Here is a 26,959-nt window from a genome sequence, read left to right as displayed (position 1 = left end):
CATCGGTGAGGTCGCTAGGGTAAGCTGCGCGTTCCACCGTTAAAGCCTAAAACATTTCCCATGGTTAGGGCCTCAGACAGCCTCTCATCACGGAAAATTTCGGCGCTCAGGCCGCTGCCCAGCAGGCCGCTGGTTTCAAAGCGCCGCAGCACACCGCTACGGTCATAGGGCACCTTGCGGAGTTCGGCGTGCCACCGCCCCGGACTGGCCTGCCCCTGACTAGCCGCCCCAGATTCGGCGCTGAGCAAAAGGTACTGCGCCCTGGGATCACCGTCGGCGGGCGAACCCACCGCCCCCGTGTTCAGCACGCGCACCCCGCTAAAGTCCGCGTCGGCCTGGCGGTGAATGTGCGAGGCCACCAGCACGCCCGCGCCGTACTGCTGCGCGATCTCGGCCACGCGTCCGGAGCAGGTGCGGTCGCTCAGGCCCTCGCGGTAATGGTCGGGCGTGCCGTGGGCCAGCATCACGTCGGGCAGACCGGCCTCACGCAGCCGCAGGGTCATGGGCCAACCAGCAGGAATGTCCAGCAGTCCGGCCCGGTCAAGCTGCTCCATGCTCCAGACGGTCGCGCCCCAGAACGGGTCGGTGTACCACTTGGCGGGCAGCACTTCGCTGCGGGCCTTCCAGAGCATCAGCAGATCGTCGTGGTTACCCAGGGTAAACGAAACGTCGCCTCTTTCCAGAAGCAGCTGCATAACTTCCACCGAGTCCGGCCCCCGGTTGACCACATCGCCATTTACGATCACGCGCTCGGCTCCCTGGCGGCGGGCATCATCCAGCACCGCCCTCAGCGCGTCGGCGTTTCCGTGAATATCAGCGATGACAGCAACTTTCACCCCCTCATTCTAGAGCGTGCCGGGCAGCGTTTCAGGCCACTGGGACACCTTTGCGCCGACCCGCCTCCCCCCCCCGTCCAAGGGTAGACGCCCTGAATCAAGCCTGGGGGCGGGCGTGAATAATGTACAACTGACACTTTTTTGAATCGACAAAGTACAACTTTGAACTCAAAGGCGATATAACCGGGGGACATGGACTCTTCATCACTCAGGGCGCGGCAGAAGGAACGTCGCCGCGCCCGCATTTATGGAGTCGCCATTGAGCTGTTCAAGCAGGGCGGCTTTCAGGCGACGACGGCCACCGATATTGCCAAGGCCAGCAACGTTTCCAGAGGTACTTTTTTCAACTACTACCCCTACAAGGAAGCGGTGCTGCTCGACTACGGCAGCGAGGTCATGGACCGCCTGCGCGAAATGGCCGAGATGAAATTGGCCTCGGGACAGGCCCCACTCGGCGTGCTGTACGACGTCTGGGATCAGCTGGCCGACGAGAACACCCGTGAACGTGACCTTTTTCCGCCGCTGGCGTACGAGGTGATGAACCCCAACCCCGAACGCGCCCGCACCGCTTACCAGGCGCTGCCGCTAAGCAAGGTCGTCGAGCTGGTGCTGCGGCCCATGCACCAGAACGGGCAGTTGCGAACCGACCTGAGCTTGCAACGCATCAGCAACCTGATTGCCGACACCTACCTCATGGTGGCCCTGCGCTGGAGCGCCTACGGCACCGAGCGCCCCCTGAAAGAAGAAATGCGTCTGGCCCTGAACCTGCTGCTGGAGGGCGCGGTTAAGCGCTGAAGCCGCCGGTAGGCCACCGGGAACCAGGCAGGCACAAATAACAAATAAGCGGAGCGGTAAACAAGGGACGCTCTTTCCGGGTAAGTTGTGTTGCATACTGCCGCCAAAGAGGAGACCCCCATGTCCACCCAGCCTACCCTCAACATCGGGACAAGTCGCACTTCCTGGCCGTTTAGCCGTGGGCTGGTGGCCGAGTCGCTGGTCAATGCCGGAGCGGACCCGGCCGCCGCCGCCGCCGCTGCCAGACGGGTAGAACAGGGGCTGCGCCAGCTTAGGCGGCCTACGGTCACCCCCGAAGAGGTCAAGCACCTGATGGTGGCAGTGGCTCACGAAGTGATCGGGCCAGAGGTAGGCCAGCGTGCCCAGGCCCAGACGCCTGCATTCGCCGACATCATGGTCGAGGGCAAAAAACGCACCCTGCCTTTTAGCCGGGGAGTGCTGGCCCGCAACCTCGAAGACGCAGGGCTGTCCTCGCCCGAGGCATATACGGCCGCCACCCAGATCGACCTGCGGCTGCGGCAGGCCGGACGAACCAAAGTCACGCCCGGCGAGATCGACACGCTGGCCGAAGAGGTGCTGGAGCAAAAATACGGTGAACCGACCCGTCAGACTTACCTGCACCTGAAAAACAACCGGGGCCGCCTGATCGTGGTCAGCGACGATCACCGCATCCCGACGCCGTTTAGCAAAGGGGTGCTGCTTCAGTCCATGCTGGCCGCCGGGGTCGGGCCGGACGTGGCGCGTAAAGTAGCGCGGCAGACCCAGCGTGAGCTGCGCGGCCAAGAAGACCGGATTATTCACCGCAGCGCCATCCGCACAGTGGTCGAGCAACTGCTGCGCAACGAGGTCGGCCCCGACATCAGCGACCGCTACCGGCTACTGCGCGTCCTCCGGCGTCCGCCGCGACCGCTGATCGTACTGCTTGGCGGCGTCAGCGGCACCGGCAAAAGTTTTCTGGCCGCCGAGATCGCTTACCGCCTGGGCATCGCGCGGGTCATCAGCACCGACTCGATCCGCGAGGTGATGCGGGCCACCGTCTCTCCCGCCCTGCTGCCGACCCTGCACGCCAGCACCTTCAACGCCTGGGAAGCGGTGGTGCCGCCCAGCGAGAGCAGGTCGCCGCACCCCAGCCGCGAGGAACTGATGGCGGGCTTCCGTGAGCAGGTGCAGCAGGTCAGCGTGGGCCTGAGCGCGGTGGTGCGCCGCAGCATTGAAGAAGGCGCCAGCCTAATCCTTGAAGGAGTGCATCTGGTGCCGGGGTACCTGCGGCCCGACTCGTTCGCCGGGGCGCTGATCGTGCCCATGCTGGTCACCCTGAGTGACGACGAAGAACACCGCCGCCATTTTGAAAGCCGAGATATCGAAACGGCGGCCAGCCGCCCCCTGCACCGCTACATGCAGTACTTCGACGAGATCCGAATGATGCAAGAGGAGCTTGAAACCCTGAGTGTCCAAGAGGGCGTGGCGCTGCTCGACGGGCTGACCCTCGACGAAAGCGCCGACCAAGCCGTGGATATCGTGCTGCGCGGCGTGATGGTGGCGCTGACTTCCGAGGAGCGCATCCGGCTGCTAGGCAGCGACCCGGCTGAACTCCTGATCGACGCCCACGACCCAGCGGCCCGCTAACAAGCTGTAGCGCCCGCCAGAAAATGCTTTCCGGACGGGCGTTTGTTGTTACGGCATACGAACTGCCGATTGAACCAGGCCATTTTGGATTCAAGTTGGGCAGAGGCGAAAAAATACGTAGTTCGCGGCAAGGAACCCCTGGTGACCGTTCCGCATATCCGAGAAAAGCGCCCGAATCCGTTTAGTGGCGCAGCCCTACAAGTCCGCTCGGGCTAAAGGGTTTGCAGAGCTTTCCGGAGTCCGTATCACTCGGCGGGCAAGGGTGAAAGGGCCAAAAACTTCCTGTTGGTCGCACTTTTCAAAATAAGATTGTGAAAGTGGGCAGAACCATTATTTCTGCCCTTGTGTATCACCTGACGCTGAGGCGCACGTCCACATTGCCACGCGTGGCGACGCTGTAGGGGCAGACCTCATGGGCAGCGTGCATCAGTTCCAGCCCCTGCTCCTGGCTCAGGCCGGGAAAATGCCCTTCGAGTTCCACGTCGAGCGCGAAGGCCAGCCCCGACTTTTGCAGCCCGACGCGCGCCGTAACCGTACTGTCCTCGCTGACTTCCAGCTTCTGGCGGCGGGCCACCACACCCAGCGCCCCCTGGAAGCAGGCCGCGTACCCGGCGGCAAACAGCTGTTCGGGGTTGGTGCCGGGGCCGTCGTCACCGCCCATGCTTTTGGGCACGCTGAGGTGGAGATCCAGGCGGCTATCGCTGCTCCGGGTGTGGCCGCTCCGGCCTCCGGTGGCGGTCGCTTCGGCGGTATACAGGTTCGTCATGGCTCCAGTATGGCGCAGGGGGTGCGCCGCGAAATAGGAAACGCTTTACGGAATCTCAGGGCATTAGGCGCTCAAGCTGCCAGCCTTCGCCCCGGCGCGTATACCGGAAGCGGTCGTGCATGCGGTTGGGTCTCCCCTGCCAGAATTCCCATTCCTGCACCTGCACGCGGTAGCCACCCCAGAATTCGGGGCGCGGCACCGTGGAACCTTCCAGAAAACGGTCGTGTAGGGCCGCGAATCTGGCTTCCAGAGCGGCGCGGTCGGCGACTGGCGCACTCTGGGGGTCGCTGGCGTGCGCGGCCAGCTGGCTTTCGCGGGGGCGAACATGGAAGTAGTGGTCGGCCTCGGCGGCAGGCACGCGCTGCACCGGCCCGTAAGCCCGCACCTGGCGCTCCAGTTCGGCCCAGTAGAACAGCACTTCGGCCTGGGGATTGACACTTAGGTCAAGGCCCTTATGAGACTCGAAATTGGTGTAGAAGGTCAGCCCCTCCGGCCCCTTGCCGCGCAGCAGCACTGTGCGGACGCTGGGGCGGCCCTGCACGCCAGCGGTCGCCAGCTGCATGGCGTAAGGCTCGGGCAAGTCGGCGGCCAGGGCTTCGCCAAACCAGTGTTCAAACTGCGACAGCGGGTCGGGGTTCAGGTCGGCGCGGCGCAACTCGGCGCGGGTGTACGACAGCCGCATGGAAGTCAGGTCGGTCATGCGGCTCCCCCACTCAGCCGCCTAAGCAGCGTCAGTTTGCCCAGGTGACAGGCGTTGTGGTCGGCCAGCAGGGCCAGCACAGCAAACTGCCCGGCATTGAAAGCCGCCACCTGCTGATTGGCAACGCTGCCGCTTGCCTGGGCAGGCCAGTACGAGGCGGGCCACTCGGCGGCGCGGCACGGTTCCGGGCGCACAGATTCCAGAGTGTCGTGCTGGGCATAGCGCAGGGGCCACAGCTCTTGCCAGGGCGTATGGGCCGCGCCAGGCGGCAGATCGTTGGTGCGCCTCAGCGAAAAGTCGGCCAGCACGTCACTGGGCATAAAGTGGGCCTGTGGTCTGGTCAGCTGGTCACGAATATGGGCCTGATGCAGGTCAGATTGGTGCAGGGCCGGGTCTGTAGACATAAGCTAAATTTACGCCGCCAGTCGCAGAAATGCACTGGCATACCGGCCCCCCGGCTGGCCCGTAATGCCCAGGTAATGCCCGGGAACCAGAGTGAAGGTCAAGGAGGATTTCCATGGCAAGAATTCTGGTTACCACAGATGCCAGTCCGCTCGGACAGCAGGGAGTCGCACACGCCAGGGCGCTGGCTACCGCTCTGGGGGCAGAACTGACCGTACTTTCGGTGCAGACCGACCCAGCCCCCATCGTCACCGGAGAATTCGGCTACATCGTTCCGCTCAGCGAGGAGGAACTGCGCACCCAGCAAGCGGCGCTGCGCGACGAATTGACCGCCGCCTTCCCGGACACCGACGTACGCATCGAGCGCACCGCCAACCGCAGTGTCTGGCAGACCATTCTGAGTACGGCCCGGTCGCTGAATGCCAGCATGATCGTGATGACCACCCACGGACGCACCGGCCTGGGCAAGATGCTGCTGGGCAGTGTGGCGCAGGCCGTCGTGGAGCACTCGACCATTCCAGTGCTGCTGGTGCGCGGCGAACAGCCCGTCGCCCACTGGAGTTGAAGCGGCGCAGGCAATCGGAGAACTGCTCTCAATAGACCTCTTGCGAAAGTGGGGGCCGGGCCGCCCCCGAACTCCCACTTTCGCAAGAGGTCTAGTCGTTCAGTATCAGTACTGCCGCCCGAAGATCACCCGCTTGCCGTAGGCCCCCGGCTGGCCACACCTCGCGCACTGGCCCTCGCCCCTTTCGTTGAAGAATTCGGCGTCGTCCAGTGGCACGTTGCGGGTCGTGGCCTTGGTATCTTCCTTGATCTGCTTTTCGCAGGCCGCGTCGCCGCAGTGGTAAGCCCGCACCCAGTGGCCTTCTTCCAGCTTCTGCTTGAAGGTCTCGTAATCGTCCACTTCGGTGGTGTGTTCCAGCATGAAGTTGGCGGCACGTGCGTACAGCCAGTCGTGAATAGCGTCCAGGCGGGCTGCCAGGCCGCTCACCGCTTCGGCGCGGGGCAGGGTTTCCTTTTCGTCGCTGTTGCGGTTTTTAACGACCACCACGCCACTTTCCAGATCGCGGGGGCCGAGTTCGATGCGTACCGGCACGCCCTTGAGTTCCCAGTCGTTGTACTTGAAGCCGTTGGTTACGCCGTCGCGCTTGTCCACACGCACGCGCACGCCCCCGGCACGCAGTTCGGCGGCCAGTTTCTCGCCTTCGGCGACCATTTCGCTAAAGTTGTCCTTGCGGCCCACTGGAATAATGACGACCTGAACGGGGGCGATGCGCGGCGGCATGATCAGCCCGAAGTCGTCGCCGTGGGTCATGATGATCGCCCCGATGATGCGGCTGGAAATGGCCCAGCTGGTCGTGTGGGCGTAGTCTTCCTTTTGCTCACGGGTCTGGAATTTCACGTCGAAGGCCCTGGAAAAGTTCTGGCCCAGGTAGTGGCTGGTGCCGCTTTGAAGGGCCTTGCCGTCGCGCATCATGCCCTCGATGGAAAAGGTGCTGACCGCCCCGGCAAAGCGCTCGGTGGCCGTCTTTTCGCCGCGCACTACGGGTAGCGCCAGCACGTCGCGGCAAAATTCGTGGTACAGGTCGAGAATCATGCGGACTTCGGCCAGCGCCTCGTCTTCGGCGGCGTGGGCGGTGTGGCCCTCATGCCAGTAGAACTCGGAAGTACGGAGAAACGCCTTGGTGCGGAGCTCGGCACGGAACACGCTGCCCCACTGGTAGTGCAAAAAGGGCAGGTCGCGGTAACTGTTGAGCCACCCCGCCCACATGTGCCCGATGATCGTTTCGCTGGTCGGGCGCATGACGTAAGGCTCGGCCAGTTCCTCGGTGCCGATCTTGTTCACGGTAAACAGTTCGGGCGCAAATCCCTCGACGTGGTCGGCTTCCTTCATGATAAAGCCCATGGGAATCAGCGTCGGAAAGATAAGCGATTCGTGATCTGAGGCCTTGAAGCGGTCGTCGAGCCAGCGCTGGATGTTTTCCCACAGCGCCGAGCCGTAAGGCCGCACGACCATGGCACCCGCCACCGGGGAATTGTCCGCCAGGTCGGCCTTTTTAACGACTTCGTTGTACCAGTCGTTAAAATCCACACTCTGGGGCGTCACGCCGTACTGCTGCGCCTTGTTGTCCTTCTTCTCTGCGTCCTTGGTCATCGCTAAACAGGATAGCGGCTTCTACAGATTTGGCTTTATTTGAGCGCGGTCACCGCCCCGACCACCCCGGCACCCACAGGTTCAGCGCCCACAGGTCCAGTGTCCACAGGTTAAAGCGGATACGGAACGCGCCTAGTGCTGCTGTTGCTTTTTCGGCAGCAGGTGCAGCAGCGCCACGACTACGCCGCCGACCAGCACCCCGAAAAGGCCCGATACCAGCGTTTCGACCAGCCAGCCCACCACACCGGAAGCGAAGGGCACCGCCCTGGCCGCCGCGACAGAGGCCCCATGGACAAGGTGCGCCAGCGCGTCGTAATGAAAATGTTCCAGCCCGGCGATGATGATGTGCCCGCCGACCCACAGCATCGCCGCCGTTCCGATGACCGAGAGGGCCGACATGATCACGGGCATTCCAATGACCAGCGCCCGGCCCACGCCCCGCGCCGCGCCGGAACCGCTTTTAGCCAGGTGTAGCCCGATATCGTCCATCTTGACGATCAGCCCAACCACGCCGTACACCAGCGCCGTGATCATCAGCGCCACTACGACCAGCACGATGGCCCGCGAGGCGAAAGGCTGCGTGGCGACCTCGGCCAGCGCAATCACCATAATTTCCGCCGACAGAATAAAGTCGGTGCGGATGGCCCCGGATACCATCGCTTCCTCGTGGGCTTTGCCGCTCAGGGGGCGCGGTTCGGCTCTATCAGGTGAGGCATGCGCTCCACTGTGGCCCAGCGCGGCTTCATAGACCTTCTCGGCCCCCTCGAAGCACAGGTAAACCCCGCCCACCATCAGCAGCGGTTCCATGGCGGCTGGCAAAAACTCGCTGAGCAGCATGATCGCGGGCAGGATAAACACGATCTTGTTGCGCAGCGACCCCAGGGCAATACGTTTGATGATCGGCAGTTCGCGCTCGGCGGCAAAGCCAGCTACATAGCTCGGGGTCACCGCCGTATCGTCTACCACGACCCCAATGGCCTTGGCCCCCGCCTTGCCCGCCGCCGCCCCAACGTCGTCGAGCGAGGCCGCCGCGACCTTGGCAATGGTCGCCACATCGTCGAGCAGAGCCACCAACCCGCCGCTCAACGCAGACCTGCCCGCAGGAACCTAACCGAACACACGCTACGCCGTAACTCCATCAGGGCTACAGCGTAGCAAGTCATTAGCCATTTTATTTCATCTGAGCCTTAACTGAAGCCACACAAGGAGCTGCGGCCAGCGTTCAGTGGTGCGGGAGGTTGGCCAGGATCAGCCCACTGACAAAAGGAATCAGCCACAGGCTCCAGACGCCCAGGCTGAAGCGGTGAAAAGTGCGCATCAGGTCGGTGTTGTGGCGCAGGTAGGTCACGGTCGCCCACACGGTATGAATGCCCATGAGCAGCAGGGCCGCCGCACCTAGCGCTGCGTGCAAGTTACCCCCTGCGCCGACGGCCCCCGTTTCGGCGATGCGGCGCATCATCTCGGTGCCAGTCATGTCGCACAGCAGCCCGCCCCAGAAGGCGGCCAGATGCACCGGCTTGAGCGTGCCCGCGCGTTTTTCTCCCCACACCCCCAGGCTGTAGCAGACGAGGGCGGTGGTCATGGCGATGATGGCGCTCAGCAGTAAAAGATTCATACCAAGATCTTACTTACCGGTAGGTAAACCAAATGGACTCCTGGATACTTTCGTGTTCTGCTACGGTGGTCTGCACTTGCTCAAACCGTGTCTCAGGCGGGCAAAGTGCCGAATTGTGTGAGAGGGTTCATTTCTAAGTCTGTCTTGAGGCTTCTCTCATGGGCCGACCCCAGCTTTTATCTAGGCTGACGGCATGAACGAAGCCAACCAGATTGCCCAGAGGATCGAGCAGCATCTTAAAGACCGCCTGGAGCGTGAAGGCGAGCACCTTCAGGTCAAGGACAAAAACGGTGAGCACGTGGGCACTGTCGATTACCTGGCCGGGGATCAGCTCAAGCTGACGCGCACCGACAGCACCGACGGTCAGCACCATCTGGTCCCCCTGTCGCAAGTCGAGAGCATGGATGAAGTGGCCGTCTACCTCAATGTGGCCCGCAGCGACGTGAAGTAAAGCAGCGCCCTGAAGTAAACCAGCCGCTTTAGACAGGACAGCTTCCAGCTTGGGCCTGCCCTTCTTTTTTGGCTGACTGGCTTAGCTTGGCGCAGGTCTAGAAAGTCGTCTCGTCAGCGGTGAATCAACGGTACGGACAGGTGCATAAGGAGCTCCCGGATACGCAGAACTGTAACCGGAAGCCATTTACCAGGATTTTAAAAATGTCCGGACCACTTCTGCTACCGGTTCCGACCCTATCTCCCAACGTGGGGATGAAATCCGACTGGAAAGAGAAGCGGTCCGTATACCCCAAAAACACGGTGAGCACACCTGGTTCGCCGGGTGCGCCTCTCATGCGTCGGGGAAGTATGAGTAGCCGACGCCAGGTTAGCCGCGCCCTTCTGACAGCGGTCTGACTACCGACTAATCTTAACGCCCGAACCTTGACGCTTCCAGATTCAGCGCCTCCAGCGTGGGCCGTCTTTGGTGTCTTCAACAGTCACGCCCACGCGGGTCAGGGTGTCGCGCAGTTCGTCGGCCTCGGCGTACTGCTTTTGCAGGCGGTAGTTCTGGCGGGCCTTGAGCACCAGTTCCATCAGGGCGCTGACCACTTCGCCGTCGTCCTGAGCTGCTGCCGCGCTGCCACCCTCGGCGAACAGGCCCAGCACGTCGCCGCCGAGGGTGCGGTAGGTGTCGCGGGCCAGTTCCAGTGTGCTGCGCGGAGGCGTCCCCGCATTCAGCGCCGCGTTAAGGTCGGTGGTCAGGCCGAACAGGGCCGCTATTGCCTTGGGCGTGTTGAAGTCGTCGCGCATGGCATCCTCGAAGGCTGCGGCGTGGGCCTTGATCTTGCCTTCCAGCGCGGCGTCGTGACTGTCGGGGGCGTCTGCATCCCTGAGGCGGCGCTCAATTTCGCCCAGGGCTTCACTCAGGCGGCGGTAGCCGTTGCGGGCCGACTCGAACGCCTCGTCGTTCATTTCGGTGTTCGTGCGGTAATGGCTGCTGACCAGCAAAAAGCGCACCACCATCGGGTCATATTTGCCCAGCAGTTCCTGAATGGTCGTGAAGTTGCCTTTCGATTTGGACATCTTCTCGCCGTTGATGGTCAGCATGTGATTGTGCATCCAGTGGCGGGCAAACGGGTGCCCGGCGGCCTCGGCCTGCGCGATTTCGGCCTCATGGTGCGGAAATTGCAGGTCCAGGCCGCCCGCGTGAATGTCGAAGCCCTCGCCCAGATACTTGAGGCTCATGGCGCTGCATTCGATATGCCAGCCTGGAAAGCCGCTGCCCCAGGGCGAATCCCAGCGCATAATGTGCCCAGCTTCGGCTTTTTTCCACAGGGCGAAGTCGCGGGGATCGCGCTTTTCCTCGCGCACGGCCTCGCGGGTGCCTTCCTCCTGATCGTCCAGTTTGCGGTTCGATAATTTGCCGTACTCGGCCCAGCTCCGCACATCGAAGTACACACTGCCGCCCGACTCGTAGGCGTGACCACGCGCAATCAGTTCCTCGATCAGCTTGATCTGCTCGCCGATGTGCCCGGTGGCGCGGGGGTTGATGCTAGGCTTCATGACGTTCAGGTTTTCCATGTCGCGGGCGAACGACCAGAAATACTTGTCGGCCACCTCCATTGGCTCAAGCTGTTCCAGCGCGGCGCGTTTGGCGATCTTGTCCTCGCCGTCGTCGCTATCGTTTTGCAAGTGGCCCACGTCGGTGATGTTGGACACAAAGCGCACCTTGTACCCAAAGTGCAGCAGCGCCCGGCGCACCACGTCAAAGGCCACCCCCATCTTGGCGTGGCCCAGGTGGGCGTCGCTGTACACCGTCGGCCCGCACAGGTAAAAACCCACGTGGCCTGGCGTGCTGGGCGCAAACTGCACCTTCTGGCGCTGCATGGTGTCGTAGAGGTAAATCTGGCTGTCGGGCGTTTTGGTCATGGAAATTCCTTTTTGGCTGTTCTCGCACCAGCCGGGTCAATAAAAAACCGCGCCGACTTCCAAAAGAAAGGGCGCGGGGCAAAGCGTAAAAGCGCTGCTTACCGCAGGCCGGAGCAACACAGGGCGTTCATAGGCGCAGTCTAGCAAAACCGGCGGGCGCTCAGGCCGGGCTATGCAGTACCAGCACACAAACCACGATCAGCAGTAGGCCCGCCCAGGCCGTCGGCGTTAGGCGGGTACCGTCGAGTTTGCGGCTCAGCAGCGCAGTCAAAACCAGCCCGAAGGCGCCCCAGGTGGCGTAGGCGGTTGACAGCGGCACCGTTTTGAGGGCCAGCCCCAGCATTCCAAACGCCCCCACAACCAGCACCATCGCCAGCGCAAAGGGCTTCCAGTGCCTGAACCCGTCGGCCTGCTTAAGCAGCACGTTCGACCAGACATCCAGCAGCGCAGCCACGATCAGAAACGGGGTGCCATTCATGCTTCGGCCCCCCGCGAACCCCGGTGCAGCAGGTAAGCCCCGGCTCCCAGCCCCAGCAGCGCCAGGCCTTTGACCGGCGTCAGGCTTTCTCCGAGCAGCACGAAGCCCAACACAGTAATCAGGGCGAGGCCCGCCGCTTCCCAGACCGCAAAGGCCACCGCCACCGGAATACGGCGAAAGGAGATGGATAACAACATGTAAGAGGCCACCACGCAAGCCGCCGTGAGGAGCCAGCCCAGCGGCAACTGGCCGAGCGAGGCAAATTTCAGTGAGAGTGTTCCGAAAACTTCAAATCCAACAGCTGTAAGAAGCGCGAGGTAACCGCGCATAAAGCACCGTCCTGTAGTTCAAATCAAGCAAAACATGTTCCGTGACCAGGCTTGCGTAAGCCCGGTTTGCTCCAGGCTTACGCAAGCCTGGGCCTAACCGACCGCGCAGCCCGCTAGGTTCGGCTGCGGACGTAAAGCCAGTCGATCAGCTGCTGCAAGCTGGAAAAAGTGTTGTGGGCGTTTCGACGCGCGGCGGGGCGCATGGACGTATCACCTGTCAGAAGAGAATTCAAACCCCCGGCCTGAGCGCGGCAGTTTGCGTCAGGCCCCTGCCCCGGCTGGGTGGACGGCACCGACTTTCAAGCCCTAGTGTAGCAGGCAAATGTCAGTGGCCCGTCAGCTTAAACTGAAGAACAGATGAATGACCTGTTCGCCGGATTCAAAACGGTTTTTTCCGGCGAGTACCCGCACCTACTGCTGAGCGGGTTGGGCCTGACCCTGGGCGTTAGTCTGTGCGCCCTGCTGGTGTCGGTGGTGTTCGGCACGCTGCTGGGGCTGGCGCGGGTGTTCCGTCTGCCCCTGCTGGGTAGGCTGGGCAACGCCTACGTGGAAGTGGTGCGCGGCATTCCGCTGATCGTGCTGCTCAGCGTTATTTATTACGGCCTGCCCGCGCTGGGCCTGACCCTCGACGGATTTCCAGCGGCGGTGCTGGCGCTGGGGCTGTACTCGGCAGCGTACACCTCTGAGATCGTGCGCGGCGGCCTTAACAGCGTGCCTGTCGGCCAGATCGAGGCGGCCCGCAGCCTGGGCCTGACCCGCGCTCAGGCGGTGCGCTGCGTGGTGCTGCCACAGGCGTGGCGGGTGGCCCTGCCCGCCCTGGGCAACGAATTCGTGAGCCTGATTCTGGGCAGCAGTCTGGCGAGCGCCGTGACCCTACAGGAACTGTTCAGCCAGGGCCGCTACATCACCAACGCGACCTACCGCCAGTTCGAGGTGTACGCGGTGCTGGCGGCGGTGTATTTCATGCTGACCTTTGTGCTCACGCGGGTGGTGCGCTGGCTGGAACGCCGGGTGAGCCAGGGACAAACCTTGCCCGAACGCCGCGTGCTCTAATCCGGACGGACGCGAGGAGGAACAACAGACGGACTGGGCAGTGTCCAGCCGTAGGCGGCGGCCTTCCCGACTGCGGCGCAATGATGCGGCAGTCCGTATAGGGAAACACACTCAGTTTGGGGCGGTCTGATACGTCCGGGCCAGGCTGCTCATCACGTTGCGGTAGCCCTGCGGCGTAATCAGGCCCAGGGCCATCGCGTGACTGGCCGCCGTGAGGCTGTCGCTCGCCAGCACCAGATCGACGCCCGCCTTGTGGACTTCCGCCCGCAGTTGCCCGATGCTTTCGTCGCGGAAAGCCTCGCTAATGTCGCGGATATACACCGCCAGCACCCGCCCCGGATGCCGCCGGACGATTTCGGCATAGATCGCGGGGTCTTTTTCGCCGCTGTCGCCAACCAGGATAAATTTAAGGTCTGGAAAACGCTGAAAAATCCGCTCGATGACCTCGTGCTTGTAGCCGCCGTGCCCCTTGAGCAAGTCGGCCCCCCAGTTGCGCAGAAACAGCGGCCCTAGCGGAATGCGGCGGTAATCCAGAAACTGCCACAGCAGGTCGAAGAAATTCCACGGGCTGCTAGAGACGTAGAAGATCGGGTTGCGCTCCTGTCCGTCGCGGGTCAGGGCACGGTAGAGCGCTCCAACGCCCGGAAACGGTGTGCGGGTGCGGGCGTTGCCAGTCAGTACAGTGGCGAGCATCCGGGGAATGCTGGTCACGTCGGACTGGATAACCGTGTCGTCGAGGTCGCTGATAATGCCAAATTTGGCCTGTTCGACCACCTGCACGCGGGCGCGGCTATGCCCCTCGCGGCCTATGATGCTGACCGTGGCCTCGTGCCAGCCGCCCGGCAGCGGTACGGCGGGGGCAAAGCGCAGGGTAAAGTAACCGTCTACATCACTGGTGTCCTCGGCGCTTTGCCCATCAAGCACACCGACCACCCTGACGCCCCCCACTTCCCGCGAAGAAAGCCGCCGCACAATGTTCTCAAAGTTGCGCCAGCGCGGATCGCCCTTGCGGGCCGGTCTCATGTCCCTGGGCAGCAGCACCCGCCCGGTCAGTTCGACCTCGCCGGGGGTGCCCCATCCCACGTACATCTGCAAAATTAGCTTGCCCTTCATGCGCCGGGGCTGAATGAAGTTGCTGAATGCCCGGTCTACGCCCAGAGTCGCCCGTTCGATCAGGGGAAGGGCTGCCTTGAAGGCAATCTTTGCGGGATTCACTCCGCCATTCTAAGAGCAGACAACCAGCTTTTCGTCAAGCCGTTCTTCATGTGCCCTTGGCCCGGTGGCAGTTTTGCGCCCTACAAAACCGCCACCGGGGCCGCAGCCAGCCGCACAGAGCACAGCAGAGGAGCAGCGCCCCGCGCTCTTACGGCTTACGACCCGTAGCGCCGCCCGATAATCACCCGGCTTACCAGCTGATCGGCCAGACCCGGCGCAACGCTGCTGAGCAGGGCTATAACGCGGTACACGCGCGGCACGATCACCTCGCGGCGTGGGCGCAGCAGCACCTCCGCGACGGCCTGGGCGATCACGTGCGGCCCCGGCATGGGCAGGCGGGCACTGGCGGTCATCTCGCTCCGCACAAAGCCCGGCGATACTAGACTCACGGCGACACCCGTACCTAGCAGCTCACGCCGCAGCCCATCGTTGAAGCCGCGCAGCCCGAATTTGCTGGCGCTGTACATGCCGTTGGTTCCGACCCGGCCCGCCACCGAGCCGATATTGACGATGTGGCCACTTCCCCGCCGCCGCATTTCGGGCAGCACGAGCCGCACCAGTTCAATCGGCGCTTCGAGATTCACGCGCAGCACCCGCAAGGGGTCGGGGTCGTCCCACCAGCGGCCATGCTCGACAGTGACGCCCGCATTGTTGATCAGCACGTCGATGCGCCCGAACTGCTCATGGGTACGCCGCACCAGTTCACGGCGCGAGGTGTCGTCGGTCACGTCGGTGGGAACCGCCAGCACCCGCGAGCCGCTGGGGTCAAGTTCGCGGGCCAGCCGATCAAGTTGATCGCCCCGGCGGGCGGCCAGCACCAGCGCGTAGTTCCGGGCAGCCAGCTCACGCGCTGTCGCCAGGCCAATCCCGCTGGACGCTCCAGTCAGCACAATAACCGGACGCACCGACTCTCCCGCAGACCTAGAAGAAGTCGCAAAAGCCCGCACAGAAGGCTGTGTCATCTACCGATCCTATCCGAATTCCGATTGAACCGGGCCGTTTCGGATTCAATTCGCAGCGGAGGCGAGGAGGAAAAGAGGCGGGGTTGGCGCTAGGAAGCTCCCGGTTGCAGTGGCGCGTCTGGTGCTTTTCGCAGGTGTGTCGCCATTAGAGCAGTTCTGCGAATGATGGGCACGTCGGAAAACCACCCCCTCCCCCTTCATTCTACGTCCTGCTCTTTTTTTCACTCGTTCCACTCGGCAAAAAGGGGGTAAAAGAGCACCATCTTTTTGCAAAAGGCTCTAACCGGAGTCCGTCTTCCGTCCAGGCCAGCGCCAGAGCGGGCCTCAGGGATGGTTAGTCGCTTAACGCCCGCTCAGGTCGCCATCAGCCGCAGCGCCGAGACTGGGGGCATGTCCCGCCTCGCCCTTGCCCTGACTCTCGCTCTGGTAGGCAGCCCCGCCCTGGCCCTGAAGCTGGTGCCTGTACCGTCCAGCCCGGCTGCTCCGGCGGCACAGACCACCACGGCCTCCCTCGAGATCGTGCCGCTGCCTCCAGGTGAACAACCGCCCGTTCAGGGCCCTCCCCTCCCTCATTCCGTGCCCAGCCACCCCCCCCCACTGCCCAACCAAATCCCCAGGGCGCAGGCTCTGCCCGGTAACGGGGCGCCTCGTGACCCCCTATTTGCTCGGCAATGGGATATGCAGGCGATAGACGCTCCGGCAGCCTGGGCACAGTTTCCGGCGGGCAAGGTGGGCGGGCCGGTCACGGTGGCGGTGCTGGATACCGGGTACGTAAAGTCGCCTGAGTTGGCCGGGCGCCTGATCAACGGGTACGACTTCGTACACGACCCGCGCCGCGCCGGAGACGGCAATGGCCGCGACCCGAACGCCAGCGGAGTCGGCGAATTCAGCTATCACGGCGAGATCGTCGCCAACCTGATCGCGGCGGCCCACGACGGGCAGGGCATGGCGGGCCTGAACCCCCAGGCCAGAATCGTGGCGGTGCGCGTGGCGGGCACCGATGGCCTAATCGACCCCGCCGACCTGATCGACGGCCTGCGCTGGGCAGCTGGGTTGCCTGTTACTGGCGTACCTGCTAACCCCAACCCGGCCCGAATCATCAACCTGAGCCTGTTTGCCGACTTTATTCCATTGACGGGCTGCGACCCAGATATTCAGAAGGCCATAGACGAGGTGACGGCCAGAGGAGCGCTGATCGTGGCCGGAGCCGCCAACGACGGCAAAGACAGCGCCGGATACTCGCCCGCCGGGTGCCGCAACGTCTTGACCTTGACCAGCGTAGACCTTGGCGGGCAGCGCCCCGCTTACGCCAACTGGGGTAAAAGTGTGGCCCTCGCCGCGCCGGGGGGCGAGCCGGGGCACGGCATTGTGACCAGCAGTCTGTCGGGGGCAGGGGGAGAGCGTGAGGCAAATGGCACCAGTTTTGCCGCGCCACACGCCACGGGGGTCGCCAGTCTGCTGCTCAGCGTGCGGCCAAAGCTGACCCCCGCGCTATTACGCGAGCTGCTGACCCGGACGGCCACACCCTTTCCAGGAGGCCGGTGCGATCCCGATTTACGCAGGAGCTGCGGCCAGGGCATCCTGAACGCGGCGGCGGCCCTCAGAGCGGCGCTGGCTTCCAATGTAGGCAAATAAGGCAGTGCTCTGGATGACGCCTGCGACGGCACATCACTGCCAGCTGTTCCATTCTCTGCTTCGCAGCTTGACAAGTCCGGCCTACGCGACGTTTTGCACCCGCCTGACTCGTCAAAAAGACGCTGTATCTTTTGTTAAATACTGTTAGGGTATCGTGAACCGCATGAGGACTGAACGATCAACTACCCCTGACTAAGGTCACGGGTTTGCGTCTGGATTCCATCGCAATTCCGCGTACCTCGAAAGGCGTGCAGCTTTGACTTCAACATCCGACACATCAGGGCGCATTGATAAGACACCCGTACTTATCCAGTCTTGCCGGACAAGCATCGTTCTCAAACCGATATTTACACTCGCTACCCGATCTGCGTGACCCCTATGACCACACACCTCACAAACAAACTCAAGGCCAGCACCAGGACGGTTTCCTTTCGAGGTATGACCGCACTTGTAGCACGCTTGGCTGGTGTAATTCGCGTCCACCCGCACCGCCATAGAGCCGTGCAAGGGGGCTTTATACGCCAACATGGTTTGGAGTTCCGCAAAACTCCACTGACTGCGGTGACGCTTCGCCCGTTTCGCCTTCTTGCTAGCGTTCGGGTTGGAACGTCCCCCTATGCGTTCACGGATGTTCGTCAAATCCTCAAGGCCAAAAATGGCCTTGGGGTAACGGGTCAGGAGCATGTTGGCCAGCGAGTGATTTCTGTCAGCGACGAACCGTCTTTCTCTTCCCGACAAGCTCACCAGACGGCGAGTTGCGGAGCGAGTGCCTTTACGCTGGAGGGATTTCTTGGTACGAGCGAACTGGTCTTTTCGCTGGCGGATGGCCGCCCCCTTCTCAAACAGGCTTTGCCCGTCTTTGTCGGTGGCAACGAAGTGGTAGCGCTGACCCACGTCCACACCAACGATGTTGGTGTGCTGCGTAGGTGGCGGATCAGGAAGATCAATGTTCAGAGCAACAATCAGGTAATACTGCTTTTTAGACTTCTGGTAGTAGAGCTTGGCGGCTCCCGTTTCGCAGCCTTGAGCGATGTAATCAAGGTGCTTCTGGTAGCCGTCAAACTCAAGCTGCAAACGCCCGTCAAGCGTCCCGATGCTGACCCGCCCATCTTTTTTCCACGAGTAGTCGCGCCCATGCTGGTACTCCAACGTGCGGCTGACAAACTTGGGCGCAACATCCAGACCCTTGTAGCGCCGCTTGGTCTGACCGTTTTCACGGGACTTCTGGTTCTGCTTCAACTTCGTCCACTGCGTTTTGTAGCTGGCGGCGACTTGGCGCTCCACAGTGCAGGCAAGCTGCGCCCCAAGCCCAAAGCGCTCCCGCAAGGCTCCGTAAGTTTCCTGGTGGAGTTTGGGAACCGAGGTGGTTTTACCCAGATCGAAAGCTGCTTGAGAAGCAAAGTTCAGGCCGTCACGGTACGCCAAAGTCACGGCGTCCAGAGCAATCTTGTGCTCTGGGGTGTGCCGCAACTTCAGTTTCGCGCTCAACGTGATCTTCACAAGGAGGAGTATGCTATATGAGTTTAATTAGTCAAGTAGATTTAGCCATAGTTGCCCCTTTGGGGCAAAGCCTTTTCCCGCCACGACTGAAGTCGCGGGTCCCCAAGGCTGAACGATGAAGACCCCCGCCTGGCGAATCTGGCTGACCACTGCGCTGGTGTGCGGCTGGGGCATCCTGGCTATCCGGTTTTTTCAGAAAGAAAACGTGCCCTTTGCCATCATGTCGGTGTGCCTGATGATTGCCAACGGCGTGATTCTCTGGCAACAGACCAAAAAAGGCCAGTAGGCCGCCAGACCAATAAAAACCTCCAACCCACTTCGGAGCTGGAGGCTTGCCAATGCCGTTTTACATTGCTGGCATAGGCATGGGGCTGGGCAGGCCGGGCGTATCCGGGTTGCTGGTAGGGCGCGGATCGGGCAGGCCGGGGGTGTCGGGGTTCACGGGCGGGTCGGCTATGGGGCTGGTGTCGCCGCTGCCAGGTACCCGCTCGGGAATGGGCGCGGGCAGGTCGGTGGGTTCGGTGGCGGGAACCGGGGGTTGGTCGTAGGGGCCAGTCATAGTTGTACCGTCATGGTTTTACCTCGCAGAATCAATTTGATTGGTTTTTAGTGTGGCGCAAAGACAAATGTGAGGTAACAGAGGACACTTAAGAGGGCTTGGGAATGGCGGCAAATGCCCAGGCTTTGGCCGCCTTGACGCCCGGCCCACACTTTCGGTGGACGACCTGCCCGGTCTCCTGCACTTGACTGCTCGGTGATGACCCGCGACCTGCTGGACTTTGTTAAACTTGAAGCGCAGAGCTGCACGCTCGCCTTCATAGTGGTGGCCCTGCTGGGGCTGTCGCGGGTGCTGCCGCTGAACAACTGGGGCCTGGCCCGCTACGACTTTCTGCTGCTGGGCTGCGTACTGGCGCAGCTTATGCTGATCGCGGCGCGGTTCGAGTCGTGGCGGGAAGCCGGGGTCATTCTGGCTTTTCATGTGCTGGGTTTTGCGCTCGAGGTCTTCAAGGTGGCGCACGGCAGCTGGGCCTACCCCGAAGACGCCCTGAGCAAGGTGCTGGGCATGCCACTGTACGCCGGATTCATGTACGCCAGCGTGGGCAGCTACATGGCCCAGGCCTGGAAACGCTGCCGCCTGAGCCTGCACCACGCGCCGCCCCTGGCCCTGCAAGCGGCGCTGGCCGGCACCGCGTACCTCAATTTTTTTACGCACCACTACGGCCCCGACCTGCGCTCTGTCATCTGCCTGGCGCTGCTGGGGGCGTTCTGGCGCACACGGGCGAGTTTTGTGGCCGGGGAACGCACGTGGAACATGCCGCTGCCCCTCGCCTTTGTGCTGATTGGCGGCTTTGTTTTTCTGGCCGAGAATGCCGCCACCGGGCTGGGCGCGTGGGTCTATCCGCAGCAGGCGGCAGGCTGGCACCCGGTTCACCTGGGAAAGCTGCTGTCGTGGACATTGATGGTGGTGGTCGCCTTCCTGATCGTCAGCAGCGTGCACGCCTGGGAAGCCCGGCAAAAGAGGCAGGCTCTAGGCTTCCGAAAACAGAGGTAGAGGACCCGCCTCTGGTTAAGAGGGTGTTCGGAGAACTGCTCTAATGACGTGCCGAAACCTCTCTATTCCCAGGACAGCGTACTTCTGAACATTCTCGCTTCGCCCGGTTAATCGAGCTTCACTTGGGCGTCCTTATTCCTCCGGATTCAGCACGGCCCGTGCCGTCGTCTCGTCCAAGATCAGGGTTCGCACCAGTCCGCCTTCCAGCGCGGCCCGTACAGCCAGGGCCTTGCCAGGGTCGGCGACCACACACACCGTCTGCGGGTGCTGCCGGATAAAATTCAGGCTGGGCCCGCTGCTGCGGGCATTGATAGACACGCCGTGACTCTGTCCGTCAGCCCGGAAAAACATGGTGGCGATATCGCCGACCACGCCCTGCCCGGTCATCTGTTGCAGGTCGGCCTGGCCCAGATATCCGGCGGTGTAGACGTGGCTGGGCGTCGCCGCATTCACGCTGCCCACGCTAAACACCAGCAGGTCAGCGCGGCGCTGCACCCCCAAAACGTGCTGCACGCTGCGTTCGCGCCACATGGCCTGCTTGGTCGCCGGGTCGTCGAAAAAGGTCGGCACTGGAAACAGGTGAGCGCGGCCCCCGAAGGCGCGGGCAAAGCGCAGCAGCGTGTCGGTTACGAAGCCGCTGGAAAAGTCGTAGGCGCTGGCACTGCCGTTGAGTTGCACGAATTCCACATCCGGCAGTGAGCGCGGCGTCAGGGCGTGACTGACCACGTCCAGCGTATTGCCCCACGCCAGCCCCACGGTCATGCGTGGGCGCAGGCCGGTGCCCAGCCAGTGCGCCGCCGCCTGCGCGACCCGCTCCATACGGGTGGCCTGGGTGGTGCCAGAGGGAAGGCCCACCACCTGCGGGTGCAGACCAGGCCACTGCTCACGCAGGTGCGCTTCGAGGTGCTGCGGGTGGGCCTGAGGGTCATGAATGCGGATTTCGACCAGCCCGGTGCGGCGCGCCAGCGTCAGCAACCGCGACACGCGGGGGCGCGACAGCCCCAGTTCCCTGGCGATTGCGCCGGTGGTCTGGCCCTGCTGGTAATACAGCCGCGCAACCTGCACCGCCTGAACCACGTTAGGATCAGCCAGCGCAGGCAACGGCACAGAAATCAGCTTGTCTGCATCCTTGTGCGACATGACCCAGATCATAAACCTCCCGGCTCACCCCTGAACATCTGTTCACAGGCTCTTGACAAACGTTCATCTGCCATGACAACGTGAGCTGAAACACAACACACCAGGCCCGACCTGGGCACTTCTACCGGCATGACTGTACCGGGACAGCTGTTTCAGCGCGACTGTATGCAGCGCAACTGCGTGTAGCGCAGCCCGGTTCAGCACAGCCAAGGAGAAAAGGAGGCAGCATGAAATTTACAGCAGCACAGGAATTCGTTGCAGAGTTGCTCGGCACCATGGTACTGATCTTGTTCGGCTGCGGCGTGGTCGCCATGGTCAAACTGTTCGGCTCCTCGCCTGCCGTTCCGGGTGAACTGGTCATGGGCGGCTACACCAATATCACCCTGGGCTGGGGCTTTGCGGTACTCATGGGGATTTTTATTGCTGGCACCATTACTGGCGCGCACCTGAACCCGGCAGTGACCATCGCGCTGGCGGCCACCGGACGCTTTTCATGGAGCAAGGTCGGCTACTTTATTCTGGCGCAGATGCTCGGGGCTTTTTTAGGCGCGGCCATCGTCTTCGCGGTGTACCACGCCAAATGGCTGGGTGTAGACCCCGGTCTGAGCCACACGGCGGGCATCTTCAGCACCTTCCCGGCGGTGCCCGGCTTCCTGCCCGGTTTCGTCGATCAGGTGGTCGGCACGGCGCTGCTGATGGGCCTGATTCTGGCTATCGGCGACAAGATGAACAACTCTGCCCTGGCAACTTGGGGGCCGCTGGCCGTAGCCTTCGTGGTGATGGCCATTGGTATTAGCTTCGGCGGTATGAACGGCTACGCGATCAACCCCGCCCGCGACCTCGGCCCGCGCCTTTTTGCGCTGCTGGCAGGCTTCAAGAACCTGGGCGACTTGAACGTGTGGATGGTGCCGGTCATCGGGCCAATAGTCGGGGCGCTGGTCGGGGCCTTTATCTACGACTTCGCCATTGGGCGGCCCCTGCTGCATGCTGGTCAGGCCCATATCGGCGCCCAGGGCATTGACCCTGAGTTCAACGGCAACTAGAGCATGTTGGAAAAAGATGGTGCTCTTTTGACCATCTTTTTGCCGAGCGGAACGGGTGAAAAAGAAAGAGCAGGACGTAGAATGAAGGGGACAGCAGTGTTTTTCCGACGTGTCCATCATTCGGAGAACTGCTCTAAGTTCGGGCGAGCCAGGAGGCCAGCAGTGGCTCCAGCGTACCCCACTTTTAAGTAAGGAGAACACCATGTCAGACACCAGATATATTCTTGCACTCGACCAGGGCACCACCAGCTGCCGCGCCATCGTGTTCGACCATGCAGGCGACATCAAAGGCTTGGGGCAGCAGGAGTTCAAGCAGTACTTTCCCAAGTCCGGCTGGGTCGAGCACGACGCCAGCGAAATCTGGAGCACCCAGATCGGCGTGGCGCAGCAGGCCATCAGCAACGCCGGGATTCGCGCGAGCGACCTGGCCGCCATCGGCATTACCAACCAGCGCGAAACCGCCGTCATTTGGGACCGCAAGACCGGCAAGCCGATTCATAACGCGATTGTGTGGCAAGACCGCCGCACCGCACAGTTCTGCGACTCGATTCGTGAAAAGACCGAGAAGATTTTTCAGGACAAAACCGGCCTGGTACTGGACGCGTACTTCAGCGGCACCAAAGTCAAGTGGCTGCTGGATAACGTAGAAGGCGCCCGCGAACGCGCCCAGCAGGGCGAACTGGCCTTCGGCACCATCGACTCCTGGCTGGTTTATAACCTGACCGGCGGCGAACTGCACATCACCGACGCCACCAACGCCAGCCGCACACTGCTTTACAACATCCACACCGGCGAGTGGGACGACGAGTTGCTGGAGCTGCTCGACGTGCCCCGCAGCGTGCTGCCCGAAGTGCGCAACTCCAGCGAGGTCTACGGTAAGACGGCCGAGGGCCTGCTCGGCACTCAGGTGCCGATTGCCGGGATTGGCGGCGACCAGCAGGCCGCGACCTTTGGACAGGTGTGCCTGGAAAGGGGCATGGCGAAAAATACCTACGGCACCGGCTGCTTTATGCTTATGAACACCGAGGACGAGGCCGTGCCCAGTCAGAACAAGCTGCTGACCACTGTAGCCTGGCAACTTGACGGCAAGCGCACCTACGCCCTGGAAGGCTCGGTGTTTATCGGCGGCGCCGTGGTGCAGTGGCTACGCGACGGCCTGAACATCATCCGCGATAGCAGTGAGGTCGAGGCTCTGGCCGCCAGCGTACCCGACAGCGGCGGCGTGATGCTGGTGCCCGCGTTTGTGGGCCTGGGCGCACCCTACTGGGATCCCTACGCCCGTGGCACCATCGTCGGCATTACCCGGAGCACCACTAAGGCCCACTTTGCCCGCGCCGCACTGGAAGCGGTGGTCTACCAGAGCGCCGAACTGCTCGAAGCCATGCAGAAGGATTCCGGGGCCAAGCTCAAGGAACTTCGTGTGGACGGTGGAGCCAGCAACAACGACCTGATGATGCAGTTCCAGGCTGATATTCTGGGCGTGCCGGTCGTGCGCCCCAAAGTTACCGAAACCACCGCGTTGGGCGCCGCTTACCTGGCAGGCCTGGCCGTGGGCTTCTGGAAATCCACCGACGACATCGCGCACCAGTGGCAGGTCGACCGGCGCTTCGAGCCGCAGATGGACGAAGCCACCCGCGCCAAACTGACCAAGAAGTGGAAAAAGGCCGTGGAACGCAGCCGTGACTGGGAAGAGGACAGCCAGTAAGGCCGCCTGTCGCTGGAACCTTTAATACAAAAGAAGTGAAGGAGCGGTGATGCGGGTCTGGGAAAAGTGCCCAGACCCGCATCACTTCGCTGCTCCTTTTGAAGAGTGGAACAACCCGCCCCCACTCTTCTTCTGGCCCTCAGCTTTACAAATCCCAGCTCTTGAGAATCTGGGTCGTGCCGAACTTCTGGTCGAAGCCGTACACGGTGGCGTGGACACGGCCATCCTTGAGCACCTGCACGGTGGCCCAGGCGTACATGTAGTCCTGCGGATTAGTACTGTCGCCGGGCTTGGCCTCGAAGGGACTGCCGCCCGAACCCACGATGACTTCCCAGGCTTTGCCAGCCTTGTCGGCGCGGGGCTGCATGGCGTGGTAAATGTGCTCGTGACCCGAGAAATAGGTCGCGCCGTACTGCTCCACCAAATCCCAGAAGGCGGTCTGATTGGCAGGGTCGGCATCAAAGCCGCTGGGAGTCACCTTGTCGTTGTACTTGTAGGTGTAGGCGGGCTTATGGCCGAACACGAAGAAGTGATTCAGGCCACGGGCTTTGGCGGCAGCCAGGTCAGCTTTCAGCCAGCCCACCGGCGCGTGGCTGTCCCAGCCGGTGGCGTCGGTGTTGATGATAGCAAAGTGACTGTTGTCCGCGTCGAAGGAGTAGGTCAGCTGCTTCTGGTCGGTGGTCACGGGGTCAGCGCCGCCTACCTGGGGCGTGTTGGCCGCGTCGAAGTTTTTGGCGTCCAGGCCGGTCAGGGCCTGAAAACGCAGCTTGTCCAAAATCAGGTCGCCCATGTTGGCCCGCCAGGCGTCCTCATTGCCCGCTCGCGCCAGCTTAAAGCCCTTGCCCGCTGCGTCGGTGCCTTTTTCCTGCACCTCATGGTTGCCCGGCACCGGCACCACGTAGGTGCCCTGCTCCATCAGCGTGGCCGACATGCCGCGCCAGAACGCGTACTGGCGGTCAAGCGTGGCACGGTCAGTGGTGTAGCCCATAATCATGTCGCCGTTGAAAAACATGGCTTTGGCCCCCTGCGCGTTGGACTCTTTCATAATGCGTGTCCAGGCGCGGGTATTTTGCAGCCATATCTTGTTCTGCCCGTTCAGCCCCTCGGCGGCTGGGTCCTCACGGCTGTCGCCCACGGTGCTAAAGGTGAACAGCACGTCGGCGGGATTCACCTGCCCTCCCCCCTGCTGGGCGGTAGGGGCGCAGCTGGCGAGGCCGAGGGTCAGGGCGAGGGCAATCAAGGAGCAGGATTTTTTCACCTTCGCAGTGTGCTCGCGGCCTGTCAGCGGGAGGTCATTCAGGCGCTAGACATTGTGGCGCTGGCACTGACCCAAAAGAATGAAGCCTCGCTCTTGAACATCTGTTCAATAAGCGCGAACATATGTTCAAAGCGGTTCGATTCTCTTTCCCTTTTAACCGCCAAGGAGCCAGAACATGACACAAGCTCAACAAGACCCCCGTAAGACTTCCCTTGCCAGTGCCGTAGCCAATAAGGTGTGGGACGTGCTGGTTATCGGCGGCGGCGCGACCGGCCTGGGCAGCGCCGTCGAGGCGGCCACGCGCGGGCATAGCGTGCTGCTGCTCGAAGGCCACGATTACGCCAAGGGCACCAGCAGCCGCAGCACCAAGCTGGTTCACGGCGGCGTGCGTTATCTGGCGCAGGGCAACGTATCGCTGGTGCGTGAAGCGCTGCACGAACGCGGCCTACTGCGTAAGAACGCGCCGCATCTGGTGCACGACTTGGAATTCGTGGTCCCCGCCTACGAGTGGTGGGCTGAACCCTTTTACGGCATTGGCCTGAAGATGTACGACGTGCTGGCGGGCAAACTAAGCCTGGGCAGCAGCAAGTTGCTGAACAAGGAGCAGGCGCTGAACAAGGCGAGCACCCTGCAAAAAGAAGGGCTAAAAGGCGGCATCCTGTACCACGACGGCCAATTCGACGATTCGCGCCTGGCCGTGACCCTGCTGCGTACCCTGGAAGATCACGGCGGTGTAGCGCTGAATTACGCCCCGGTGATCGGTCTGCTTAAAGACGGTGACAAGATTATCGGCGCGACTTTCCGGGAAGAAGACAGCGGCACCCTGCACGAGGTCCGCGCCAAAGTAGTGGTCAACGCGACTGGCGTGTGGGTAGACGACATCCGCCGCATGGAAACACCCGACGTCAAGGGCATGGTGGCTCCCAGCCAGGGCGTACATGTGGTTGTAGACAAGAAATTCCTGCCGGGCAACAGCGCGATCATGATTCCCCGCACCGACGATGGGCGCGTGCTGTTTGCCGTGCCGTGGCATGACCATGTGGTGATTGGCACGACAGACACAGCCGTTCCGAACACCGACTTCGAGCCTCGTGCGCTAGATGAAGAAGTCGAGTTTATCCTGCGCACGGCTGGCCGCTACATGGACCCGGCCCCCACCCGCGAGGATGTGCGCAGCGTGTACGCCGGACTCCGCCCACTGGTCAAGCCTGCCGACGCCGCCGATACCAAAGCGATCAGTCGCGACCATACCATCGTGGTTTCGGCGGGCGGCCTGATTACGGTTACGGGCGGCAAATGGACCACCTACCGCCGCATGGGTGAGGACGTGGTAACCCGCGCTGAGAAGGTGGGCGACTTGCCGGAACGCATGACCCTGACCCCCGGCCTGCACCTGCACGGCTGGAGCCAAGATGAGCGGCCCGACCACTGGAAGGTGTACGGCACCGACGCCGAGCGCATTCAGCAGTTGCCCGGCGCCGACCGCACGCTGCACCCCGAGCTGCCCTACACCGAGGCCGAACTGCGCTGGAGCATCCGCTTCGAGCAGGCCCGCACCGCCGAGGACCTGCTGGCCCGCCGCACCCGCGCCCTGCTGCTAAACGCCAGAGCTAGCGCCGAGGCAGCCCCCCGCACCGCCGAAATTCTGGCCGAGGAACTGGGCAAAGACGAAGCCTGGAAAAACGCTCAGGTGGCGGCGTACCAGGAACTGGCAGTTGGGTATCAGCTGAAGTAAACGCAAGGACAGTGGTCATACAGACTGCCAATTGAACCGGGCAGCTTCGGATTTAGAGCAGTTCTCCGAATGAAGGGCACGTCGGAAAAACACCG

General features: G+C 62.4%; 27 protein-coding genes. 11 read left to right on the top strand and 16 right to left on the bottom strand.

Annotated elements, in window-relative coordinates; all coding sequences use genetic code 11:
* Positions 1-14 precede the first annotated feature (14 nt).
* Complete coding sequence (locus QZ269_RS02385; protein ID WP_291423900.1) at positions 15-836, bottom strand: metallophosphoesterase; 822 nt, start codon at positions 834-836, stop codon at positions 15-17.
* A 192-nt stretch (positions 837-1,028) separates the two neighbouring features.
* Between QZ269_RS02385 and QZ269_RS02380 the strand changes: the two genes are divergently transcribed.
* Both QZ269_RS02380 and QZ269_RS02375 read left to right on the top strand, forming a co-directional pair.
* On the top strand, positions 1,029-1,631 hold the full coding sequence (locus tag QZ269_RS02380; protein ID WP_291423898.1) for a TetR/AcrR family transcriptional regulator: 603 nt from the start codon (positions 1,029-1,031) through the stop codon (positions 1,629-1,631).
* Between the two features lie 120 nt (positions 1,632-1,751).
* Positions 1,752-3,257 (top strand): 2-phosphoglycerate kinase, encoded by a 1,506-nt coding sequence (locus tag QZ269_RS02375; RefSeq protein ID WP_291423896.1) that lies wholly within the window; start codon positions 1,752-1,754, stop codon positions 3,255-3,257.
* 349 nt (positions 3,258-3,606) lie between these two features.
* Here QZ269_RS02375 and QZ269_RS02370 read toward each other — a convergent pair whose 3' ends face one another.
* From QZ269_RS02370 to QZ269_RS02360, 3 genes are read right to left on the bottom strand one after another with little or no spacing between them, the layout of a single operon-like run.
* Entirely contained in the window at positions 3,607-4,023 is a 417-nt protein-coding gene (locus QZ269_RS02370) for an organic hydroperoxide resistance protein (RefSeq protein WP_291423894.1), read from the bottom strand.
* A 55-nt stretch (positions 4,024-4,078) separates the two neighbouring features.
* The gene (pdxH, locus tag QZ269_RS02365; protein WP_291423892.1) at positions 4,079-4,723 is read right to left on the bottom strand and encodes a pyridoxamine 5'-phosphate oxidase; all 645 of its coding nucleotides are present in this window, start codon (positions 4,721-4,723) and stop codon (positions 4,079-4,081) included.
* Positions 4,720-5,127, bottom strand: coding sequence for a hypothetical protein (locus tag QZ269_RS02360; RefSeq protein ID WP_291423890.1), 408 nt, complete (start codon positions 5,125-5,127; stop codon positions 4,720-4,722). Before QZ269_RS02360 ends, pdxH begins: the two co-directional genes overlap by 4 nt.
* Before the next feature lie 113 nt (positions 5,128-5,240).
* Between QZ269_RS02360 and QZ269_RS02355 the strand changes: the two genes are divergently transcribed.
* Positions 5,241-5,690: a universal stress protein gene (locus QZ269_RS02355; protein WP_291423888.1), complete on the top strand. Its 450-nt coding sequence runs from the start codon at positions 5,241-5,243 to the stop codon at positions 5,688-5,690.
* A 105-nt stretch (positions 5,691-5,795) separates the two neighbouring features.
* Here QZ269_RS02355 and proS read toward each other — a convergent pair whose 3' ends face one another.
* From proS to QZ269_RS02340, 3 genes are all read right to left on the bottom strand, one after another.
* Positions 5,796-7,280 (bottom strand): proline--tRNA ligase, encoded by a 1,485-nt coding sequence (gene proS, locus QZ269_RS02350; RefSeq protein WP_291423886.1) that lies wholly within the window; start codon positions 7,278-7,280, stop codon positions 5,796-5,798.
* Positions 7,281-7,412: 132 nt separating this feature from the next.
* Positions 7,413-8,366, bottom strand: a complete 954-nt coding sequence (locus QZ269_RS02345; protein WP_291423884.1) for a DUF808 domain-containing protein — start codon at positions 8,364-8,366, stop codon at positions 7,413-7,415.
* A 136-nt stretch (positions 8,367-8,502) separates the two neighbouring features.
* The gene (locus QZ269_RS02340) at positions 8,503-8,895 is read right to left on the bottom strand and encodes an HsmA family protein (protein WP_291423883.1); all 393 of its coding nucleotides are present in this window, start codon (positions 8,893-8,895) and stop codon (positions 8,503-8,505) included.
* A 193-nt stretch (positions 8,896-9,088) separates the two neighbouring features.
* On the opposite strand from QZ269_RS02340, the gene QZ269_RS02335 reads away from it, so the two are divergent.
* The gene (locus QZ269_RS02335) at positions 9,089-9,346 is read left to right on the top strand and encodes a DUF2171 domain-containing protein (RefSeq protein ID WP_291423880.1); all 258 of its coding nucleotides are present in this window, start codon (positions 9,089-9,091) and stop codon (positions 9,344-9,346) included.
* Positions 9,347-9,786: 440 nt separating this feature from the next.
* Here the strand turns inward: QZ269_RS02335 and cysS are convergent, their stop codons facing one another.
* The 3 genes from cysS to QZ269_RS02320 form a co-directional block, all read right to left on the bottom strand.
* Positions 9,787-11,259, bottom strand: a complete 1,473-nt coding sequence (cysS, locus tag QZ269_RS02330) for a cysteine--tRNA ligase (protein WP_291423878.1) — start codon at positions 11,257-11,259, stop codon at positions 9,787-9,789.
* A gap of 160 nt (positions 11,260-11,419) precedes the next feature.
* Entirely contained in the window at positions 11,420-11,737 is a 318-nt protein-coding gene (locus QZ269_RS02325; RefSeq protein WP_291423876.1) for a multidrug efflux SMR transporter, read from the bottom strand.
* Complete coding sequence (locus QZ269_RS02320; protein ID WP_291423874.1) at positions 11,734-12,066, bottom strand: multidrug efflux SMR transporter; 333 nt, start codon at positions 12,064-12,066, stop codon at positions 11,734-11,736. Before QZ269_RS02320 ends, QZ269_RS02325 begins: the two co-directional genes overlap by 4 nt.
* A gap of 357 nt (positions 12,067-12,423) precedes the next feature.
* Here QZ269_RS02320 and QZ269_RS02315 point away from each other — a divergent pair, with 357 nt between their 5' ends.
* Positions 12,424-13,119: an amino acid ABC transporter permease gene (locus QZ269_RS02315; protein ID WP_291423873.1), complete on the top strand. Its 696-nt coding sequence runs from the start codon at positions 12,424-12,426 to the stop codon at positions 13,117-13,119.
* 111 nt (positions 13,120-13,230) lie between these two features.
* Here the strand turns inward: QZ269_RS02315 and QZ269_RS02310 are convergent, their stop codons facing one another.
* On the bottom strand, positions 13,231-14,334 hold the full coding sequence (locus QZ269_RS02310; RefSeq protein ID WP_291423871.1) for an App1 family protein: 1,104 nt from the start codon (positions 14,332-14,334) through the stop codon (positions 13,231-13,233).
* A 155-nt stretch (positions 14,335-14,489) separates the two neighbouring features.
* Positions 14,490-15,296, bottom strand: a complete 807-nt coding sequence (locus tag QZ269_RS02305; protein WP_291423869.1) for an SDR family oxidoreductase — start codon at positions 15,294-15,296, stop codon at positions 14,490-14,492.
* 390 nt (positions 15,297-15,686) lie between these two features.
* Here QZ269_RS02305 and QZ269_RS02300 point away from each other — a divergent pair, with 390 nt between their 5' ends.
* Complete coding sequence (locus tag QZ269_RS02300) at positions 15,687-16,931, top strand: S8 family serine peptidase (RefSeq protein WP_291423904.1); 1,245 nt, start codon at positions 15,687-15,689, stop codon at positions 16,929-16,931.
* Between the two features lie 198 nt (positions 16,932-17,129).
* Here QZ269_RS02300 and QZ269_RS02295 read toward each other — a convergent pair whose 3' ends face one another.
* Positions 17,130-18,431 (bottom strand): transposase, encoded by a 1,302-nt coding sequence (locus QZ269_RS02295; protein WP_291423867.1) that lies wholly within the window; start codon positions 18,429-18,431, stop codon positions 17,130-17,132.
* Positions 18,432-18,546: 115 nt separating this feature from the next.
* Between QZ269_RS02295 and QZ269_RS02290 the strand changes: the two genes are divergently transcribed.
* The gene (locus tag QZ269_RS02290) at positions 18,547-18,717 is read left to right on the top strand and encodes a hypothetical protein (protein WP_291423864.1); all 171 of its coding nucleotides are present in this window, start codon (positions 18,547-18,549) and stop codon (positions 18,715-18,717) included.
* Between the two features lie 60 nt (positions 18,718-18,777).
* Here QZ269_RS02290 and QZ269_RS02285 read toward each other — a convergent pair whose 3' ends face one another.
* Positions 18,778-18,990 carry a hypothetical protein gene (locus QZ269_RS02285; protein ID WP_291423862.1) on the bottom strand — a complete coding sequence of 71 codons (213 nt, stop codon included), beginning with the start codon at positions 18,988-18,990 and terminating at the stop codon, positions 18,778-18,780.
* Between the two features lie 198 nt (positions 18,991-19,188).
* Between QZ269_RS02285 and QZ269_RS02280 the strand changes: the two genes are divergently transcribed.
* Positions 19,189-19,983: a DUF817 domain-containing protein gene (locus tag QZ269_RS02280; RefSeq protein ID WP_291423860.1), complete on the top strand. Its 795-nt coding sequence runs from the start codon at positions 19,189-19,191 to the stop codon at positions 19,981-19,983.
* A gap of 132 nt (positions 19,984-20,115) precedes the next feature.
* Here the strand turns inward: QZ269_RS02280 and QZ269_RS02275 are convergent, their stop codons facing one another.
* Positions 20,116-21,135 carry a sugar-binding transcriptional regulator gene (locus tag QZ269_RS02275; protein WP_291423858.1) on the bottom strand — a complete coding sequence of 340 codons (1,020 nt, stop codon included), beginning with the start codon at positions 21,133-21,135 and terminating at the stop codon, positions 20,116-20,118.
* A gap of 215 nt (positions 21,136-21,350) precedes the next feature.
* Here QZ269_RS02275 and QZ269_RS02270 point away from each other — a divergent pair, with 215 nt between their 5' ends.
* Positions 21,351-22,166, top strand: a complete 816-nt coding sequence (locus QZ269_RS02270) for an MIP/aquaporin family protein (RefSeq protein ID WP_291423856.1) — start codon at positions 21,351-21,353, stop codon at positions 22,164-22,166.
* 202 nt (positions 22,167-22,368) lie between these two features.
* Complete coding sequence (gene glpK / locus QZ269_RS02265; RefSeq protein ID WP_291423854.1) at positions 22,369-23,871, top strand: glycerol kinase GlpK; 1,503 nt, start codon at positions 22,369-22,371, stop codon at positions 23,869-23,871.
* A 145-nt stretch (positions 23,872-24,016) separates the two neighbouring features.
* On the opposite strand, the gene QZ269_RS02260 is transcribed toward glpK, so the two are convergent.
* On the bottom strand, positions 24,017-25,129 hold the full coding sequence (locus QZ269_RS02260; protein ID WP_291423852.1) for a metallophosphoesterase: 1,113 nt from the start codon (positions 25,127-25,129) through the stop codon (positions 24,017-24,019).
* A 175-nt stretch (positions 25,130-25,304) separates the two neighbouring features.
* Between QZ269_RS02260 and QZ269_RS02255 the strand changes: the two genes are divergently transcribed.
* On the top strand, positions 25,305-26,864 hold the full coding sequence (locus QZ269_RS02255) for a glycerol-3-phosphate dehydrogenase/oxidase (protein WP_291423850.1): 1,560 nt from the start codon (positions 25,305-25,307) through the stop codon (positions 26,862-26,864).
* The last annotated feature ends 95 nt before the right edge of the window (positions 26,865-26,959 follow it).

This window comes from Deinococcus sp. (assembly GCF_018260405.1).
GTDB lineage: Bacteria > Deinococcota > Deinococci > Deinococcales > Deinococcaceae > Deinococcus.
Note: the sequence above shows the minus strand (reverse complement) of the source record. Positions and strands in the feature narration are given on the sequence as shown.

Coding starts and splice junctions, on each gene's coding strand:
- QZ269_RS02380 (WP_291423898.1), top strand. CDS start 1,029: ATGGACTCTTCATCACTCAGGGCGCGGCAGAAGGAACGTCGCCGCGCC.
- QZ269_RS02375 (WP_291423896.1), top strand. CDS start 1,752: ATGTCCACCCAGCCTACCCTCAACATCGGGACAAGTCGCACTTCCTGG.
- QZ269_RS02370 (WP_291423894.1), bottom strand. CDS start 4,023: ATGACGAACCTGTATACCGCCGAAGCGACCGCCACCGGAGGCCGGAGC.
- pdxH (WP_291423892.1), bottom strand. CDS start 4,723: ATGACCGACCTGACTTCCATGCGGCTGTCGTACACCCGCGCCGAGTTG.
- QZ269_RS02360 (WP_291423890.1), bottom strand. CDS start 5,127: ATGTCTACAGACCCGGCCCTGCACCAATCTGACCTGCATCAGGCCCAT.
- QZ269_RS02355 (WP_291423888.1), top strand. CDS start 5,241: ATGGCAAGAATTCTGGTTACCACAGATGCCAGTCCGCTCGGACAGCAG.
- proS (WP_291423886.1), bottom strand. CDS start 7,280: ATGACCAAGGACGCAGAGAAGAAGGACAACAAGGCGCAGCAGTACGGC.
- QZ269_RS02340 (WP_291423883.1), bottom strand. CDS start 8,895: ATGAATCTTTTACTGCTGAGCGCCATCATCGCCATGACCACCGCCCTC.
- QZ269_RS02335 (WP_291423880.1), top strand. CDS start 9,089: ATGAACGAAGCCAACCAGATTGCCCAGAGGATCGAGCAGCATCTTAAA.
- cysS (WP_291423878.1), bottom strand. CDS start 11,259: ATGACCAAAACGCCCGACAGCCAGATTTACCTCTACGACACCATGCAG.
- QZ269_RS02325 (WP_291423876.1), bottom strand. CDS start 11,737: ATGAATGGCACCCCGTTTCTGATCGTGGCTGCGCTGCTGGATGTCTGG.
- QZ269_RS02320 (WP_291423874.1), bottom strand. CDS start 12,066: ATGCGCGGTTACCTCGCGCTTCTTACAGCTGTTGGATTTGAAGTTTTC.
- QZ269_RS02315 (WP_291423873.1), top strand. CDS start 12,424: ATGAATGACCTGTTCGCCGGATTCAAAACGGTTTTTTCCGGCGAGTAC.
- QZ269_RS02305 (WP_291423869.1), bottom strand. CDS start 15,296: ATGACACAGCCTTCTGTGCGGGCTTTTGCGACTTCTTCTAGGTCTGCG.
- QZ269_RS02300 (WP_291423904.1), top strand. CDS start 15,687: ATGTCCCGCCTCGCCCTTGCCCTGACTCTCGCTCTGGTAGGCAGCCCC.
- QZ269_RS02290 (WP_291423864.1), top strand. CDS start 18,547: ATGAAGACCCCCGCCTGGCGAATCTGGCTGACCACTGCGCTGGTGTGC.
- QZ269_RS02285 (WP_291423862.1), bottom strand. CDS start 18,990: ATGACTGGCCCCTACGACCAACCCCCGGTTCCCGCCACCGAACCCACC.
- QZ269_RS02280 (WP_291423860.1), top strand. CDS start 19,189: ATGACCCGCGACCTGCTGGACTTTGTTAAACTTGAAGCGCAGAGCTGC.
- QZ269_RS02275 (WP_291423858.1), bottom strand. CDS start 21,135: ATGATCTGGGTCATGTCGCACAAGGATGCAGACAAGCTGATTTCTGTG.
- QZ269_RS02270 (WP_291423856.1), top strand. CDS start 21,351: ATGAAATTTACAGCAGCACAGGAATTCGTTGCAGAGTTGCTCGGCACC.
- glpK (WP_291423854.1), top strand. CDS start 22,369: ATGTCAGACACCAGATATATTCTTGCACTCGACCAGGGCACCACCAGC.
- QZ269_RS02255 (WP_291423850.1), top strand. CDS start 25,305: ATGACACAAGCTCAACAAGACCCCCGTAAGACTTCCCTTGCCAGTGCC.